This is a genomic window from Blattabacterium cuenoti, from assembly GCF_014252295.1.
GTDB lineage: Bacteria > Bacteroidota > Bacteroidia > Flavobacteriales > Blattabacteriaceae > Blattabacterium > Blattabacterium cuenoti_V.
Genome location: NZ_CP059215.1, coordinates 115,559 through 130,937, shown reverse-complemented (window position 1 = coordinate 130,937; position 15,379 = coordinate 115,559). Strand labels below are relative to the sequence as shown.

Below are 15,379 nucleotides of genomic sequence, written 5' to 3'. Positions count from 1 at the left end.
CATAAAAAAACTGTTTTAGTAAAGTTAAAAATTTTATACTTTGAATATTATTATAATTGATATGATTATGAAAAAAATAGACATTTCTTCTCATATAAATGGAATTCAACTTTCATCGTGTATTATGAATGCTTCAGGTGCTCTTTGCACCACAGATCAAGAACTATCCAATCTTTTTGATAGCTCTTCTGGAGCTGTTGTCACAAAGAGTTGTACAAAAAATCCAAGAGAAGGAAATGTAAAACCAAGATATTTTGAATGGAATGTAGGAAGTATTAATTCTATGGGGTTACCTAATCTTGGTATAGATTTTTATTTAAACTTTTTAGAAAAAAAAAAAACGAAAAAACCTGTTTTTCTTTCTCTATCCGGGTTATCGATCGAAGAAAATCTTTTTTTGATGAAAAAAGCTAATTTTTCTCAAAAAGTAACAGCTATAGAGTTAAATTTATCTTGTCCAAACTTGAGAGAAGAAGTATTAGGAAATGATTTGTATAAAATTTCTACTTTTTTAGAAAGTATATTTGAATTCAATAAAAAGCCTTTAGGAATTAAACTTCCTCCTTATTTTAAAGAAGAATGCATCATAAATATGTCCTTGCTTTTAAATCAATATCCTATTTTTTTTGTTACTTGTATTAATAGCTTACCTAATGGTATTTTTATCGATACAGATAATGAAAAAACAGTAATACAACCAAAAAATGGGTTTGGAGGAGTAGGAGGATCAATCATAAAACCATTTGCACTGGCTAATGTTCGTAAATTTTATACTTATCTGAGAAAAGATATTTCTATTATAGGATGTGGAGGAATTTATTCTGGAAAAGATATTTTTGAATATATACTATGTGGAGCTTCAGCTGTTCAAATTGGTACACAATTAATAAAAGAAGGAATTTCAATATTTGATAGATTAAAAAAAGAGTTTACTCTTTTTTTAAAGAAAAAAAATTATTCATCTATAAATAGTTTTAAAGGAAAATTGAAAAATTTTCAATAAGATTTAGAAAAAACAACTCTTTGAAAAGATGGAGTTCCGGAATATATACATTTTCCTTTTTCTTTTTCTGTAGATAAAGGTATACAACGTATAGTAGCTTCTGTTTCTTCTTGAATTTTTTTCCCCGTATTTTTATCTCCATCCCAATGAGCAAATATGAATCCTCCTGATCTATTTATTTTCTTTTTAAAATCATCGTAATTATCTGACTTAATCGTCAATTTTCGAGTTCTGTTTAACGCTTTTTGATAAATATTTTTTTGTATTTCATCAAGTAATTTAGGGATAAAATTTTTTATCTTTGTCCAAGAAATACACATTTTTTCATATGTATCCCTTCTAAAAATTTCTACTTTTTCGTTTTCTATTTCGTTTACTCCTACACTTATTCGTATAGGAATTCCTTTCATTTCATATTCATTAAATTTCCATCCAGGAGTTAATGTTCTCCTATTATCATATTTAACTCGTATTTTCTCTTTTTCTAAAATATTTATAATTTTTTCAATTATATGATTTATAACACTAAATTTTTCTTGATTTTTATATATAGGAATAATGACAATTTGTATAGGAGCTATTTTTGGAGGTAAAATTAAACCTTTATCATCTGAATGAGACATAATTAATGCACCTATTAGTCTAGTAGAAACTCCCCAAGAAGTTGACCATACATATTCTTTTTTTCCATTATAATTAGTGAATTGAACGTCAAAAGCTTTAGAAAAATTTTGTCCTAAAAAATGTGAAGTACCAATTTGTAAAGATTTTCCATCTTGCATGATGGCTTCTATGCAATATGTTTTTTCGGATCCATGAAATTTATCCATGTATGGTTTTATTCCTTGTAATACAGGAATACCCATAAAATTTTCAGAAAAATCTGTATAAATGTTTAATATTTTTATAGTTTCTTCTATAGCTTCTTCTTTCGTAGAATGAGCAGTATGTCCTTCTTGCCATAAAAATTCATTTGTTCTTAGAAATAACCTAGTACGCATTTCCCATCTTAATGCATTTCCCCATTGATTAAATAATAGAGGAAGATCTCTATAAGATTGAATCCAACGTTTATAGGTTTTCCATATGATACTTTCAGAAGTAGGTCTAATTACTAATTCTTCTTGTAATTTTGATTCATTGTCAATAATTAATTCTTCTTCATTTTTATTTTCACTTTTTTTTAATCTAGAATGTGTAACAATAGCACATCCTTCAGAAAATATTTCCGTGTGTTCTTTTTCTTTTGAAAAAATAGACTTAGGAATTAGTAAAGGAAAATAAACATTTTTATGTCCTGTATTTTTTAGCATTTTGTCTAGTTTTTGTTTCATTCTTTCCCATAAAGAGTAACCATATGGTTTGATAATCATGAATCCACGTATTCCGGAAAATTCTGCTAAACCAGACTTTACAATTATTTCATTATACCATTTTGAATAATCTTGACTTCGTTTAGTTAATTCGTTCATAAAAAATAAATATATAGAAATTATTTTATTAACACATTTAATTTTATTTCTAAATTAGTGAAAAAACTAATTTAGAAATAATATGGCACATCCTAAAAGAAGACAATCTAAATCTAGAAGAGATAAAAGAAGAAATCATTTGAAAATGAAAGTTCCTTTATTAGTGAAATGTTCTTTAACAAATCAAAAACATTTATATCATCACGCTCATTGGTATGAAAAAAAACTTTATTATAGAGGGAAAATTGTATATAAAAAAGAAAAATAATATCCTAATTATCAATGGATTTCAAAAAAATAAGATCACTTATTCAACTCGTTTCCAAATCAAATATTAGTGAAATAAGGATTAAAATAGGAAATACTAAAATTCACATAAAAAAAAATAGGATATTAAAAAATAGAAAACATTTATGGGCTTCCCCTAAAAGTTCCTCTTCTCTTTCTGATTTTTCTGATAGATTTCCCAAAATAGAAAAAGTAAATAATGTAAATGATATTGATAATCAATATTTAACAATAAAATCTCCTATGATAGGAACATTTTATAGAAAACCTCATCCAGATCATGAACCTTTTGTAAGAGTAGGAGATGAAATAAAAATAGGAACAAAGGTTTGTGTGATAGAAGCTATGAAATTATTTAATGATATTGAATCTGAAGTAAGTGGAAAACTTGTTAAAATACTTGTTGAAGACGCAACTCCGGTTGATTATGATCAACCTTTGTTTATTTTGGATCCAAAAGATTAATTCTATTCTATATGTTTAAAAAAATATTAATAGCTAATCGTGGGGAAATCGCTTTGAGGATTATACGAACAGCTAAAGAAATGGGAATTAAAACTGTAGCTGTTTATTCTACAGTAGATAAACATAGTCTTCATGTTTATTTTGCAGATGAAGCTGTATGTATTGGCCCTCCTTCTTCCCATCAATCATATTTAAATGTTCCAAATTTAATTTCTGCAGCAGAAATTACAAATGCAGATGCTATCCATCCTGGATATGGATTTTTATCTGAAAACGCATATTTTTCATCTATGTGTCATAAACATGGAATTAAATTTATAGGAGCTAAACCAAGTCATATGATTCAAATGGGTAATAAAATTTCAGCAAAAAAAACTATGAATGAAGCTGGAATTTCTTGTTTACCTGGATTTCATTGTTTTTCGAAATATTCTTCTAAAGAAATAGAATATTTTGCAGACAAAATAGGATATCCTGTTATCATTAAAGCTGTATCTGGAGGAGGAGGAAGAGGAATACGACCTGTTTTTGATAAAAAGAATTTAAAAAATTCTTGGGAAGAAGCTAAAAAAGAATCTTGGTTATGTTTTGGGAAAAAAGATATGTATATAGAAAAATTAATTTTAAATCCAAGACATATAGAAATACAAATTATAGGAGATAAATATGGAAAAGCATGTCACTTATCCGAAAGAGATTGTTCTATTCAAAGAAGAAATCAAAAATTAATAGAGGAAGCCCCATCTCCATTTTTAACCACATCTCTTAGAAAAAAAATGGGAGATGAAGCTGTTAAAGCTGCTGAATTTATTCATTATGAAGGAATAGGAACTATAGAATTTTTAGTAGATAAAAACAAAAATTTTTATTTTATGGAAATGAACCCTAGAATACAAGTAGAACATGCTGTAACTGAAGAAATAACAGGGTTAGATTTAATTCAAGAACAAATATTTTTGGCTTGCGGAAAAAAACTTTCCAGAAAAAAAAATTACTATCCCAAAATGTATTCACTAGAATGTAGAATTAATGCAGAAGAACCACATAATAATTTTCAGCCAGTCCCAGGAAAAATTACTCAAATACATTTCCCAGGAGGAAAAGGAGTTCGTGTCGATACGCATGTTTATGCAGGATATTTTGTTACACATTATTATGATTCTATGATAGCAAAAGTTATCACTACAGCGAAAAACAGAAAAGAAACCATTGAAAAAATGCGTCGTTCTTTAGAAGAATTTGTGATAGAAGGAATTCAAACTACTATCCCTTTTCATAGAAAACTTATGCAAAACGATGATTTTTTGAAAGGAAATTACAATACAAACTTTTTAGATGAAATAGATTTAAATCTACTATTATCAGAAAATTAAAAATCATATTATTTTTTTTTTTCAAAAATTTTTAAAACATTAATCATTTCTTGAATGTTCCCATTCATGAATCCTGCGAGATCATGAAAAGATTTATGAATTCTATGATCCGTTACTCTGCTTTTTGGATAATTATAGGTACGTATTTTTACAGAACGGTCTCCCGTAGAGACTAAAGATTTTCTTTGTATAGATATTTCTTTTAATTTTTTTTCTTTCTCAATTTGATAAATTTTTGATCTTAAGACGCTTATGGCTTTTTCAAAGTTTTTGTGTTGAGATCGTCCCTCTTGGCATTCTACCGTTATTTTACTTGGTAAATGAGTTAATCGTACAGCAGACTCTGTTTTGTTAACATGCTGACCACCAGCGCCACTAGATCTAAAAGTATCTTTTTTTATATCAGATAAATTAATATTTACTTCTATATCTTTCACTTTTGGGAGTACAGCTACTGTGATAGCAGATGTATGCACTCTTCCTTGAGATTCTGTTTTTGGAATTCTTTGTACTCTATGGACTCCAGATTCGAATTTTAAACTTCCATAAACTTCTTCTTCTCCATTTACATCTAAAATAATTTCTTTATATCCTTTGACTTTTCCTTTTTGAGCATGTATAATTTTGTATTTCCATCCTGATTTTTTAAAATACATTGTATACATTCTTAATATATCTTCTACAAAAAGACATGCTTCATCTCCTCCTGTTCCAGAACGAAGTTCTACAATAGCATTTCTTTCATCTTCTCCTTCTATTGTTTTTTCTTCTGAAAAAGAAGAAGTAAGATTAGAAAATTCTTTTTCAAAAAAAGAAAAATTTTCTAATATTTTTTCTTTTTCTATAGAAGCAAACTCTTTAAGTTCCTGATCTGAATCGTTCTTCAATATAAAATTTGCTTCTTGAAGTAATACTATTTTTTTATTATATTCCTTATGAAGAGAAACTATTTTTTCTAATTTTAGATATTTTTTTAATAATATTTTATATTTTTTTTGATCAGATATAATATTAGGTTGAATTATAGATTTTGAAATTTTACGAAATTCATTTTCATATTCTTCAAATTTTTTAATTAATGAATATTTTTTCATTTTTTCAGTTTTTCTTAAAAAAGTTTAAAGTTCATTGAATGGAAATAAATTCATCGTATTCTATTCATAGAATCAATTAGTTTTATGTCTTTTTTTATTCCTTTATTAGCCATCCACAAAAAGAATATGTTACAAAGACATAAAAAAACGAAAAAAACGGATATTTTTATTTTGCATGATGGATAAAAAAATGTAATTAAACTAATGCCAGTTACAAGTATATTCGTTTTATTCATAAATATTTGCAATTTCTTTCTTTTGAAAGAAAGAATACTTAAAATAGATAGAATTAAACATATAAGAACAAAAATTTTTCTTAGAAAAAAAAAATTATATGTAAAAATGATAAGAAAATAATATAAATAAACTGAATAAATAAAAATAGAAATAAATAGATATAATGTTTGTATTCTATATAACATATAGATTAAAATTGTTTACGTATATAATATATTTGTTATTTTCAAATTAATTTTTTGTATAATTGCATTTATCATTTCTAATATAATTATACTAGTATATTATTTTCCATATTTAGTGTATAAAATATAATCCAATTACTTTATGTTTGACATTACTGAATTAAAAAGTAAAAAACTTTTTGAATTACAGGAGATTGCTCGTTCTTCAGGCTTAAAAAAATGTACACAATTACGAAAGAATGAACTCCTAGAAAAAATTATATCCATTTTGAATAACAAAAATAATTCTACAAAATCTTCATTGAAAAAAGAAACCTCTTTAAAATTAAAAAAAGGATTTAAAGTGCAAAAAAAATTAGAATCAAAAAATTTGTTTAAAAATATAAATAATGGAAGAAAAAATTTAGTTCATAAAGAAAATATTAGATCTTCTAATTTCAGTAATTCAAAAATGTCAGAAGATGTAAAATATCAAAAAAAACATAAAAGTTATTCCAATTGGAAAAAAAATGATAGAAATGAATCTCAACAAGTATCATTTCATAATCATGGAATAGAAGGAGTATCACAAAAAATTTCTTCTAATAAATATCGTACTCCTGAATATGAATTTGAAGGAATTATAACCAGCGAGGGAGTATTAGAAACAATGCCAGAAAATTACGGATTTTTAAGATCTTCTGACTTTAATTATTTATCATCTCCTGATGATATTTATGTTTCTCAATCTCAAATTAGACTTTTTGGAATGAAAACAGGAGATACAATAAGAGGAGAAGTACGTCCACCTAAAGATGGAGAAAAATATTTTCCCTTAATTAAAATTATTGAAATAAATGGAAGATCTCCTTCTTTTGTAAGAGAAAGAGATTCTTTTGAACATTTAACTCCATTATTCCCCAATGAAAAATTCAAATTAGCTGAGAAAAACGCAACTCTTTCTACAAGAATAGTAGATCTTTTTACTCCCATAGGAAAGGGACAAAGAGGAATGATTGTTGCTCCCCCTAAAACAGGAAAGACTACTTTATTAAAAGAAATAGCCAATGCTATTGCTGCTAATCATCCTGAGGTATATTTAATTATATTATTGATCGATGAAAGACCAGAAGAAGTAACAGATATGCAAAGGAATGTAAAAGGAGAAGTTATAGCATCTACTTTTGATGAACCAGCGGATAGACATGTAAAAGTAGCTAATATTGTTTTACAAAAAGCAAAAAGAATGGTTGAATGCTCTCATGATGTAGTTATACTATTAGATTCTATAACACGTTTAGCTCGTGCATATAATACTGTAGCTCCTGCATCTGGAAAAGTATTATCAGGAGGAGTGGATGCAAATGCATTACATAGACCAAAAAGATTTTTTGGAGCTGCTAGAAATATAGAAAATGGAGGATCTTTATCTATTATTGCTACAGCAATGATTGATACAGGATCAAAAATGGATGAAGTTATTTTTGAAGAATTTAAAGGAACAGGAAATAAAGAACTTCAATTAGATAGAAAAATAGCTAATAAACGTATTTATCCAGCCATTGATTTAGTTTCTTCTAGTACAAGAAAAGATGATCTTTTATTAGATCAAAGTACATTACAAAGAATGTGGATTTTGCGAAAACATCTTTCTGACATGAATCCAGTAGAAGCTATGGAATTTTTGAGATCCAGAATGTCTAGAACTCAAAATAACGAAGAATTTTTAATATCGATGAATGGATAAATTTGTATTTATTATTTTTATTAATATTTGATTTTGTAAATGAAAAATATTATATTATCGTTAATCGCGGGATGGAGCAGTTGGTAGCTCGTCGGGCTCATAACCCGAAGGTCATAGGTTCGAGTCCTATTCCCGCTACTTTCTTCTCTTCAGAATAATAATTTCTTTTGAATGTATTCTTTTTTTATTTTTTTTTGTTTTTTTATTCTTTTCATATGCATATATTTTTTTAGAAAATTGGAATTGTTTTTTAGAAAGGAATTTAAAGATCAAGAAAACGAAATTCGAAATTTATCTCAATATAATAAAAAAGGAATTGATGATTCTTTAATAGAAGTAAGAAATAGATTATCGCAAGTTATAAGAGATTCTCAGGATTATATAGATAAAAAAATTCAATTTTACATTGATCATCAATCTAAAAAATTAGATTTCGTTTCTGATGAACAAAAAAAATTGATTAAAATTGTAGAAAAAAAACTTGAAGAAATAAAAGAAAATGTTAATGAAAAACTTCAAACTTCTTTGAATAGACATCTTGGTAAATCATTTGAAATAATCGGAAATCAGTTATTCTTCTTGCAAGAAGGTTTAGGTGAAATGAAAATTTTAGCAAAAGATGTAAGTTCGTTGAAAAGAACCTTAAATCATGTCAAAATATGTGGTAGTTTTAGCGAGATGCAACTTTCTATGCTTTTACAACAAATTTTATCTCCAGAACAATATGCTTCTAATGTTATTACAAAATCTAATACAAATTTTGTAGTAGAATTTGCAATAAAACTTCCAGGACTTGAAGATGGAAATATAATATGGCTACCTATTGATGTAAAATTTCCAAAAGAAACTTATGAAAAAGTACAAGAAGCTTATCGTAAAGGAGAAAAGAAGAATATAGAAGTAGCTATAAAAAATATGGAATCTGTACTTAAGAAAATGTCAAAAGATATTAAAGATAAGTATTTAGATCCTCCAAATACTACTGATTTTGCAATTATATTTTTACCTTTCGAAGGAATATATGCTGAAATAGCAAGGAATTCTGGTCTACTAGAAGAACTATTAAGAAAATATAAAACTGTAATAACAGGACCATCTACATTAGCAGCTGTATTAAACAGTTTACAGATAGGATTTAGAACTTTAGCTATTCAAAAAAGAAGTTCTGAAGTATGGGGGATTTTAGAAACTGTAAAACAGGAATTTAAAAAATTTGGATTTTTACTTCATCAAGCTCAGGATAAATTACAAGGAGCTTCAAAGGATATAGATAAATTACTAGGTGTTAAAACTAATCTCATTGAAAAAAAATTAAGAGATATAGAAAATTATTAATCTTAAGATTAGCATATAAGCGGAGAGAAAGGGATTCGAACCCTTGACACTTTATGTGAACACGCTTTCCAGACGTGCGCCTTAATCCTCTCGGCCATCTCTCCGAAAAAAAAGTAGGACTATAAGCCGGATTCTGTATATTTTACCTATCATTTATCTGGGATTTAAGTTACCTATAAATCTCTATCTGCCTACCCCCCGGTATCAACCGAGCCAATTTTCCGGTATACATGGCATTTCACCACACAGAGTTTACATGATTTCACTACAGCAGAAGAACAAACAAGGAAATAATCTACTCTGTACTTTCTTTCTGTTGCACTATTCCTCATCTTGCGATGGATGGGAATTACCCATTGTGTTGCTCTATGGTGTCCGGACTTTCCTCATTATTTTCAATGCGATAGGTCGTCCTACTTTTTTAAATTCGAGTAAATTTTTTCTACATCATGATCTTTTTCAAGATTTTCAATAAGTCTCAAAACTTTTTCTTTTTTTTCTTCTGAAACACATTCTATTATTTGTTTAGGAGTATGCATTACGTGATACTCATGGTATATTTCTAATTTCTCCAAATTATTCTTCATAGATCCGAAGAATGCAAAATCTGTATAGATAGAAACCATATCTAAATTTTTCACAAAATCTTTAGCTCCAAAATCTATTGTCATCAACTCAAAATCTTCCATAGAGTAATGAATATCTTTTTTTTTTATATAAAAAACACCTATTCTTTGAAAGAAATGAGTTAATTCTCCGTAATGACATAGCCTACCTCCATTTTTATTTAAAAATGTTCTTATATTAGAAACTGTACGAACACTATTATTCGTAACACATTCTATAATCAAACTAATTCCGTTTATTTGTCCTTCTAAATTTAAACTTTTATACCTGTTTGTTTTTTTTATTTGTAAAGCTTTTTTGATCGCTTTTTCTATAGTCTTTTTAGGAATATTAACTGACTTTGCATTCATAATCGCATTCTTAAAACGAAAGTTGTTTGTTCCTGATTCTTTGACAGCTATAGTTATTTCTTTAATAATCTTAGAAAATTTTTGAGATTTTCTAAAATCCTGATTAGATTTTCTATGTTGTATATTTGCCCACTTACTATGTCCTGACATGAAGTGTTTTTATTTTTATACTAAATTAGCAAAAAAAAACTTTAATTATGTCAAAAATTTGTGAATTGACAGGAAAAAAAGCAATGACAGGAAATAGAGTCTCTCATGCCAACAATAAAAAAAAACGTCGTTTTAATATTAATTTATGTAAAAAACGTTTCTTTTTGATAAAAGAAAAAAAATGGATTACTTTAAAAATTTGTGCTTATGCAGTTAAACTTATTAATAAAATAGGAATTGAAAATGCATTAAAACGTTACAAAATAAAAATTAATAAAAATGGCTAAAAAAGGGAATAGAATACAAGTTATATTAGAATGCGTTGAACAAAAAAAAAGTAGGATACCTGGTTGTTCCAGGTATATAACAACAAAAAATAAAAAAAATACTCCGTATAGAATTGAATTAAAAAAATATAATCCAATTCTAAGAAAATATACCACTCATAAAGAAATAAAATAGCAATAGTACTATGTCTAAAAAAATAGTAGAAAATAAAAAAAGGAAAATTTCAAAAAAAATGACTTTGGTTATAAAAATAGTCAAATCAGAAAAATCTGGTTCTTATAACTTTATTAATAAAATTATCGCTAATGATAATGAAGAAATAAAAAATTTTTTTCTAAAAAATTAGAAATTCATAATGTTTTTACAGATAAAAAAAGAAAAGAAATTAAGAACATAATTTAATAGTGAATTGAAAAAAACTAGAGAATCAATTTTTTCCAAAATAAAAAATATTTTTCTTAGAAAATCAAAAATAGAAAAAAATGTTATTGATCATATAGAGGATATATTGTTGTCCGCAGATATAGGAATAACTACTACCATAAAAATCATTGAAAATTTAGAAAAAAGAATTCAAAAAGAAAAATATAAAAATTCACAAGAATTATTTAATATACTTAAAAAAGAGATAGAAATCCTTTTTATAAATATTAAAAACGAATGTTTAGAAAAGAAAATAAAAAATCAAAAAAAACCATATGTAATTATGATAGTAGGAGTTAATGGAGTAGGAAAAACAACCACAATTGGAAAATTGTCTTTTCTTTTAAAAAAAAAAGGTTTTAATGTAATTATAGGAGCATCTGATACATTTAGAGCAGCAGCTATTGATCAACTTGAAATATGGGCAAATAAAGCTAAAGTTCCTTTAATAAAACAACATATACATGCAGATCCAGCTTCTGTTGCATATGATACTTTACAAGCTGCAAAATCAAGAAAAAAAGATGTAGTTTTAATTGATACAGCCGGAAGATTACAAAATCGTGTTGATCTAATGAAAGAGCTTTCTAAAATAAGTAGAGTTATGAAAAAAGTTATACCTGAATCTCCCCATGAGATTATGCTTGTTTTAGATTCCAGTACAGGTCAAAATGCTTTTGAACAGGTTAAAAAATTTATTTCATTCGTTGATGTTTCTTCTATTATTTTAACAAAAATAGAAGGGACAGCTAAAGGTGGAGTAGTTATAGGAATTATGGATCAATTCAAAATACCTATTCAATATCTAGGAACAGGCGAACAAATACAAGATTTGAAAAAATTCAATGGAAAAAAATTTATAGATTATTTTTTTGAATGAAAATTCAACTGACATGATGTCTTCTTCACTTACTTTCATTCACTATGGTATAATATTTGTCTTTATTTTCTAAATAAATTTCAATAATTCATTTTCATGGACAATAAAATTAGTGTTACTTCAGATAACATTTTTCCTATTATCAAAAGATTTCTTTATTCTGATCAAGAAATTTTTTTACGTGAACTTGTTTCTAATGCTACAGATGCCATTGTTAAATTAAAAACTATCGCAAAATTAGGAAATGAAAATTTGGAGTCTTTGGAAGAAGATGATTTGAAAGTTGGAGTTTTAATAGATAAAAAAAATAGAACTATTCGCATCATAGATAATGGAATTGGAATGACTAAAGAAGAAGTAGAAAAATATATTAATCAAATAGCTTTTTCTGGAGCAGAAGAATTTATTAAAAAATACAATAATACGTCTATAAAAGATGATCGTATTATTGGTCATTTTGGATTAGGTTTTTACTCTTCTTTTATGGTTTCTGATAAAGTTGTAATACTCACTCAATCTTATCAAAAAGATGCAAAATCAATATTTTGGTCTTGCGAAGGATCTCCTAATTTTGTTATGAAAGAAGTTGAAAAAAGAGATAGAGGAACAGAAATTATTTTATTCCTTAATGAAGGAAGTAATGAATTTTTAGAATATAATCGAATTTTAAAATTATTACGAAAATATTGCAAATTTTTGCCTGTATCAATTTATTTATCTTCCGAGGATAAGAACGAAGAGAAGAACAATGATAAAGATACTCTTATTAATAATGTAAATCCTTCTTGGAAAAAGAATCCAATTCAATTAACCGATAAAAATTATTTAGATTTCTATCATGAATTATATCCTAACCAATTAGAAGATCCTTTGTTTTGGATACACCTAAATATAGATCATCCTTTCTATTTAACAGGTATTTTATTTTTTCCTAAAATAGAAAAAAGAATTGATATCCAAAAAGATAAAATTCATTTATATCAGAATCAAGTTTATATTACGGATAATTTAGAAGGAATAGTACCGGATTTTCTTAGCTTGTTAAGAGGAGTTATAGATTCTCCAGATATTCCCCTTAATGTATCTCGTTCTCATTTACAATCTGACATTTCTGTAAGAAACATATCCAAATATATAACAAGAAAAGTTTCTGATAAATTGGATTCTATGTTTAAAAATAACAGAGAAGATTTTCAAAAAAAATGGGAAAACATAAAAATAATAGTAGAATACGGAATGATAAGTGTTCAAAATTTTTTTGAAAAATCCATCAATTTTTTTGTTTTTTCTACTGTAAATGATATTTATTTTACTCTAGAGGAGTTCAAAAGAAAAGTAAGAGAAACACAAAAAAATAAAGATGAAAAGATTGTTCTTCTTTATTCTTCAGATAAAGAAGAACAATATAGCTATATCAAGAAAGCAAAAAATAAGGGTTATGAAGTTTTAATATTAAATAGTCCTCTTTCGGTACATTTAATACAAAAATTAGAGTTTTATGACAAGGAAATTACTTTTGTAAGAGTAGATTCAGATTATATTGAAAAACTAATTAATAAAGAAGAAAAATATGATTCAGAACTTTCTGAAAAGGAAAAACAAGATTTAAAAAATTTTATTGAAATTTTTTTAGTAGATGATTATAAATTTTCAATGCAATTAGAAAATTTATCAAAAAAAGATTATCCTTTTTTAATTGTAGTACCTGAATTTTTGAGAAGAATGAAGGAAATGAATGCTATAGGGAAAGGAACCGAAGATGAAAAAGAGAATAAGAAATATTATCAATTGATAGTGAATACTAATCATATTTTGATGAAAAAAATATTGCAAGAAACATCTGAAGAAAAAAGAAAAGAAATTATTCAAGAAGCTTTAAATTTAACTCTTTTATCCAAAAATTTGCTAAACGGAAAAAATCTCAATACTTTTGTATCTAAAAAATTGGAAGATTTAACTTTATAAGTTATAACAGTTTTTTATTTTTAAGATTTATTGAATTTTCTTAACTTAATCCCTGTTAATATTTTTTTTGTATATAAAGGAAAATCTGAATTTTGTATCCATCCATAATAGTTTGGGTCTTTTTCAAATATTTCAAAAATCTTTTCTCCTTTGTATTTTCCAAAATTAAATATTTCGTTTCCATTTTCATCTATTTTAATAAATCCAGCAAGATCTGCTATATTTTTTTGATGAGAAAATTGATTTAGACTTTTAACGTCTTTTTTAAGATTTTCATATTTTTCCAATTGTGATAGTAATATTTCATATGTAGCCAATGCATCTGCTTTTGAACTATGAGCTTTCATAAGATTTTTATTGCAATAATATTTATAAGCAGCAGAAAGTGTTCTAGGTTCCATTTTATGAAAAATAACTTGTACGTCTATAGTTTTATATTTTTTAATATCGAAAGATATTCCCGATCGAAGCATTTCTTCTGCTAAAATTGGAATATCAAATCTATTAGAATTATATCCTGCTAGATCTGTATTTTCAATCATTTTCAAAATAGAGAAAGAAACATCTTTAAATCTAAACTTTCCTACTACATCCTTATCTTCAATGCCATGAATAGCTGTTGATTGAGGAGGAATAGGGATTCCTGGATTAACTAGCCAAGTTTTATCTTCTTGATTTCCATTAGGAAATACTTTTAATATAGATATTTCTATAATTCTGTCTTTTCCGATATTGATTCCTGTAGCTTCTATATCAAAGAAACAAATGGGACGATGAAGTTTTAATGTCATATTTTTTTCATATTTTTCTTTTTATGAAAAAAGATTGAGATTGTTATGTGACAAATAATAATGCATGGAATAGCAACTACATGTAAAGTTAATAAAAGAAATGTACTAATCAATAAAAAAATATAACGTATTTTATTCTTCTTCCAAAGAAGACCATTGAAATTTAAGGAAATCATTGGTATTTTAGATACTAAAAAATAACAAGAAAAGAATATTAAAAAAAGCATTATGATAGGAGACATTATGATTTTTTTTGCAAAAAAAGAAACTGCAGAATGAGTTGTGATAATAATAGATAAAGAAGAGAAAAATAAAGTATTTACAGTGGTAGTCAATCCTCTATATATATTATTGTAAGGATTAATATTAAATTTAGCAAGACGACATGCGGAAAAAATAGAAATCAAAAAAGAAAACCATTCAATAAACGGAATTTTCTTTTTCATTGTTTTCAATAAAATGAAAACTATTATAGATGGAACTATACCAAAAGAAACCATATCAGAAAGAGAATCTAATTCTTTTCCAAACTTGTTTTCATTTTTTATTAATCTAGATACAAAACCATCTAAAAAATCAAATATTACTGAAAGTAAAGTTGTAAAAGAAGAAGCATCAAAATTTCTTGATTGTAAAAAAATTATGGACATACATCCACAAAAAAGATTCAATAAACTTAATAAGTTTGGAATTATTTTTATCAAAATTATAAGAATTATATAAAAAT

General features: G+C 26.0%; 17 protein-coding genes, 2 tRNA genes and 1 other RNA gene. 12 read left to right on the top strand and 8 right to left on the bottom strand.

The annotated features are described in order from the left end of the window. Nucleotides 1-61 precede the first annotated feature (61 nt). A complete protein-coding gene (locus H0H40_RS00625; RefSeq protein WP_185869312.1) occupies nucleotides 62-1,003 on the top strand; it encodes a dihydroorotate oxidase in 942 nt (313 codons plus the stop codon). On the opposite strand, the gene proS is transcribed toward H0H40_RS00625, so the two are convergent. Beyond that, a complete protein-coding gene (proS, locus tag H0H40_RS00620) occupies nucleotides 997-2,475 on the bottom strand; it encodes a proline--tRNA ligase (protein WP_185869150.1) in 1,479 nt (492 codons plus the stop codon). The two genes, H0H40_RS00625 and proS, sit on opposite strands and share 7 nt — an antisense overlap. A gap of 82 nt (nucleotides 2,476-2,557) precedes the next feature. Between proS and rpmF the strand changes: the two genes are divergently transcribed. The 3 genes from rpmF to accC are packed head-to-tail and all read left to right on the top strand — an operon-like array spanning nucleotide 2,558 to nucleotide 4,601. Then, complete coding sequence (gene rpmF, locus H0H40_RS00615; RefSeq protein ID WP_185869149.1) at nucleotides 2,558-2,743, top strand: 50S ribosomal protein L32; 186 nt, start codon at nucleotides 2,558-2,560, stop codon at nucleotides 2,741-2,743. 14 nt (nucleotides 2,744-2,757) lie between these two features. Beyond that, nucleotides 2,758-3,228: an acetyl-CoA carboxylase biotin carboxyl carrier protein gene (accB, locus tag H0H40_RS00610; protein ID WP_185869148.1), complete on the top strand. Its 471-nt coding sequence runs from the start codon at nucleotides 2,758-2,760 to the stop codon at nucleotides 3,226-3,228. 11 nt (nucleotides 3,229-3,239) lie between these two features. After that, nucleotides 3,240-4,601 carry an acetyl-CoA carboxylase biotin carboxylase subunit gene (gene accC, locus H0H40_RS00605; protein WP_185869147.1) on the top strand — a complete coding sequence of 454 codons (1,362 nt, stop codon included), beginning with the start codon at nucleotides 3,240-3,242 and terminating at the stop codon, nucleotides 4,599-4,601. Between the two features lie 8 nt (nucleotides 4,602-4,609). On the opposite strand, the gene prfA is transcribed toward accC, so the two are convergent. Together prfA and H0H40_RS00595 are read right to left on the bottom strand one after the other, a co-directional pair. Continuing rightward, nucleotides 4,610-5,695, bottom strand: coding sequence for a peptide chain release factor 1 (prfA, locus tag H0H40_RS00600; protein WP_185869146.1), 1,086 nt, complete (start codon nucleotides 5,693-5,695; stop codon nucleotides 4,610-4,612). Between the two features lie 50 nt (nucleotides 5,696-5,745). Continuing rightward, nucleotides 5,746-6,117 carry a DUF4293 family protein gene (locus H0H40_RS00595; RefSeq protein ID WP_185869145.1) on the bottom strand — a complete coding sequence of 124 codons (372 nt, stop codon included), beginning with the start codon at nucleotides 6,115-6,117 and terminating at the stop codon, nucleotides 5,746-5,748. A 142-nt stretch (nucleotides 6,118-6,259) separates the two neighbouring features. On the opposite strand from H0H40_RS00595, the gene rho reads away from it, so the two are divergent. The 3 genes from rho to H0H40_RS00580 all read left to right on the top strand — a co-directional run bounded on the left by rho (nucleotide 6,260) and on the right by H0H40_RS00580 (nucleotide 9,178). Continuing rightward, nucleotides 6,260-7,843, top strand: coding sequence for a transcription termination factor Rho (gene rho / locus H0H40_RS00590; RefSeq protein WP_185869144.1), 1,584 nt, complete (start codon nucleotides 6,260-6,262; stop codon nucleotides 7,841-7,843). Between the two features lie 65 nt (nucleotides 7,844-7,908). Beyond that, nucleotides 7,909-7,981 (top strand) — tRNA-Met (locus H0H40_RS00585). A gap of 105 nt (nucleotides 7,982-8,086) precedes the next feature. Beyond that, nucleotides 8,087-9,178, top strand: coding sequence for a DNA recombination protein RmuC (locus H0H40_RS00580; protein ID WP_238785688.1), 1,092 nt, complete (start codon nucleotides 8,087-8,089; stop codon nucleotides 9,176-9,178). A 20-nt stretch (nucleotides 9,179-9,198) separates the two neighbouring features. On the opposite strand, the gene H0H40_RS00575 is transcribed toward H0H40_RS00580, so the two are convergent. The 3 genes from H0H40_RS00575 to H0H40_RS00565 all read right to left on the bottom strand — a co-directional run bounded on the left by H0H40_RS00575 (nucleotide 9,199) and on the right by H0H40_RS00565 (nucleotide 10,305). Further along, nucleotides 9,199-9,282 (bottom strand) — tRNA-Ser (locus H0H40_RS00575). Nucleotides 9,283-9,284: 2 nt separating this feature from the next. Continuing rightward, nucleotides 9,285-9,598, bottom strand: an RNA gene (rnpB, locus tag H0H40_RS00570) — RNase P RNA component class A. After that, complete coding sequence (locus H0H40_RS00565) at nucleotides 9,592-10,305, bottom strand: YebC/PmpR family DNA-binding transcriptional regulator (RefSeq protein ID WP_185869142.1); 714 nt, start codon at nucleotides 10,303-10,305, stop codon at nucleotides 9,592-9,594. Before H0H40_RS00565 ends, rnpB begins: the two co-directional genes overlap by 7 nt. Before the next feature lie 47 nt (nucleotides 10,306-10,352). Between H0H40_RS00565 and rpmB the strand changes: the two genes are divergently transcribed. From rpmB to htpG, 5 genes are all read left to right on the top strand, one after another. Then, nucleotides 10,353-10,592, top strand: coding sequence for a 50S ribosomal protein L28 (gene rpmB / locus H0H40_RS00560; protein WP_185869141.1), 240 nt, complete (start codon nucleotides 10,353-10,355; stop codon nucleotides 10,590-10,592). Then, nucleotides 10,585-10,767 (top strand): 50S ribosomal protein L33, encoded by a 183-nt coding sequence (gene rpmG / locus H0H40_RS00555; protein ID WP_185869140.1) that lies wholly within the window; start codon nucleotides 10,585-10,587, stop codon nucleotides 10,765-10,767. Before rpmB ends, rpmG begins: the two co-directional genes overlap by 8 nt. A 10-nt stretch (nucleotides 10,768-10,777) precedes the next feature. Continuing rightward, nucleotides 10,778-10,939, top strand: coding sequence for a DUF4295 family protein (locus H0H40_RS00550; RefSeq protein WP_185869139.1), 162 nt, complete (start codon nucleotides 10,778-10,780; stop codon nucleotides 10,937-10,939). A gap of 63 nt (nucleotides 10,940-11,002) precedes the next feature. Then, a complete protein-coding gene (ftsY, locus tag H0H40_RS00545) occupies nucleotides 11,003-11,896 on the top strand; it encodes a signal recognition particle-docking protein FtsY (RefSeq protein ID WP_185869138.1) in 894 nt (297 codons plus the stop codon). A 96-nt stretch (nucleotides 11,897-11,992) separates the two neighbouring features. Further along, nucleotides 11,993-13,861: a molecular chaperone HtpG gene (gene htpG / locus H0H40_RS00540; RefSeq protein WP_185869137.1), complete on the top strand. Its 1,869-nt coding sequence runs from the start codon at nucleotides 11,993-11,995 to the stop codon at nucleotides 13,859-13,861. Between the two features lie 20 nt (nucleotides 13,862-13,881). Here htpG and H0H40_RS00535 read toward each other — a convergent pair whose 3' ends face one another. Beyond that, nucleotides 13,882-14,652: a 3'-5' exonuclease gene (locus H0H40_RS00535; RefSeq protein WP_185869136.1), complete on the bottom strand. Its 771-nt coding sequence runs from the start codon at nucleotides 14,650-14,652 to the stop codon at nucleotides 13,882-13,884. Beyond that, a complete protein-coding gene (locus H0H40_RS00530) occupies nucleotides 14,649-15,356 on the bottom strand; it encodes a CDP-alcohol phosphatidyltransferase family protein (protein ID WP_238785687.1) in 708 nt (235 codons plus the stop codon). Before H0H40_RS00530 ends, H0H40_RS00535 begins: the two co-directional genes overlap by 4 nt. Nucleotides 15,357-15,379 lie beyond the last annotated feature (23 nt).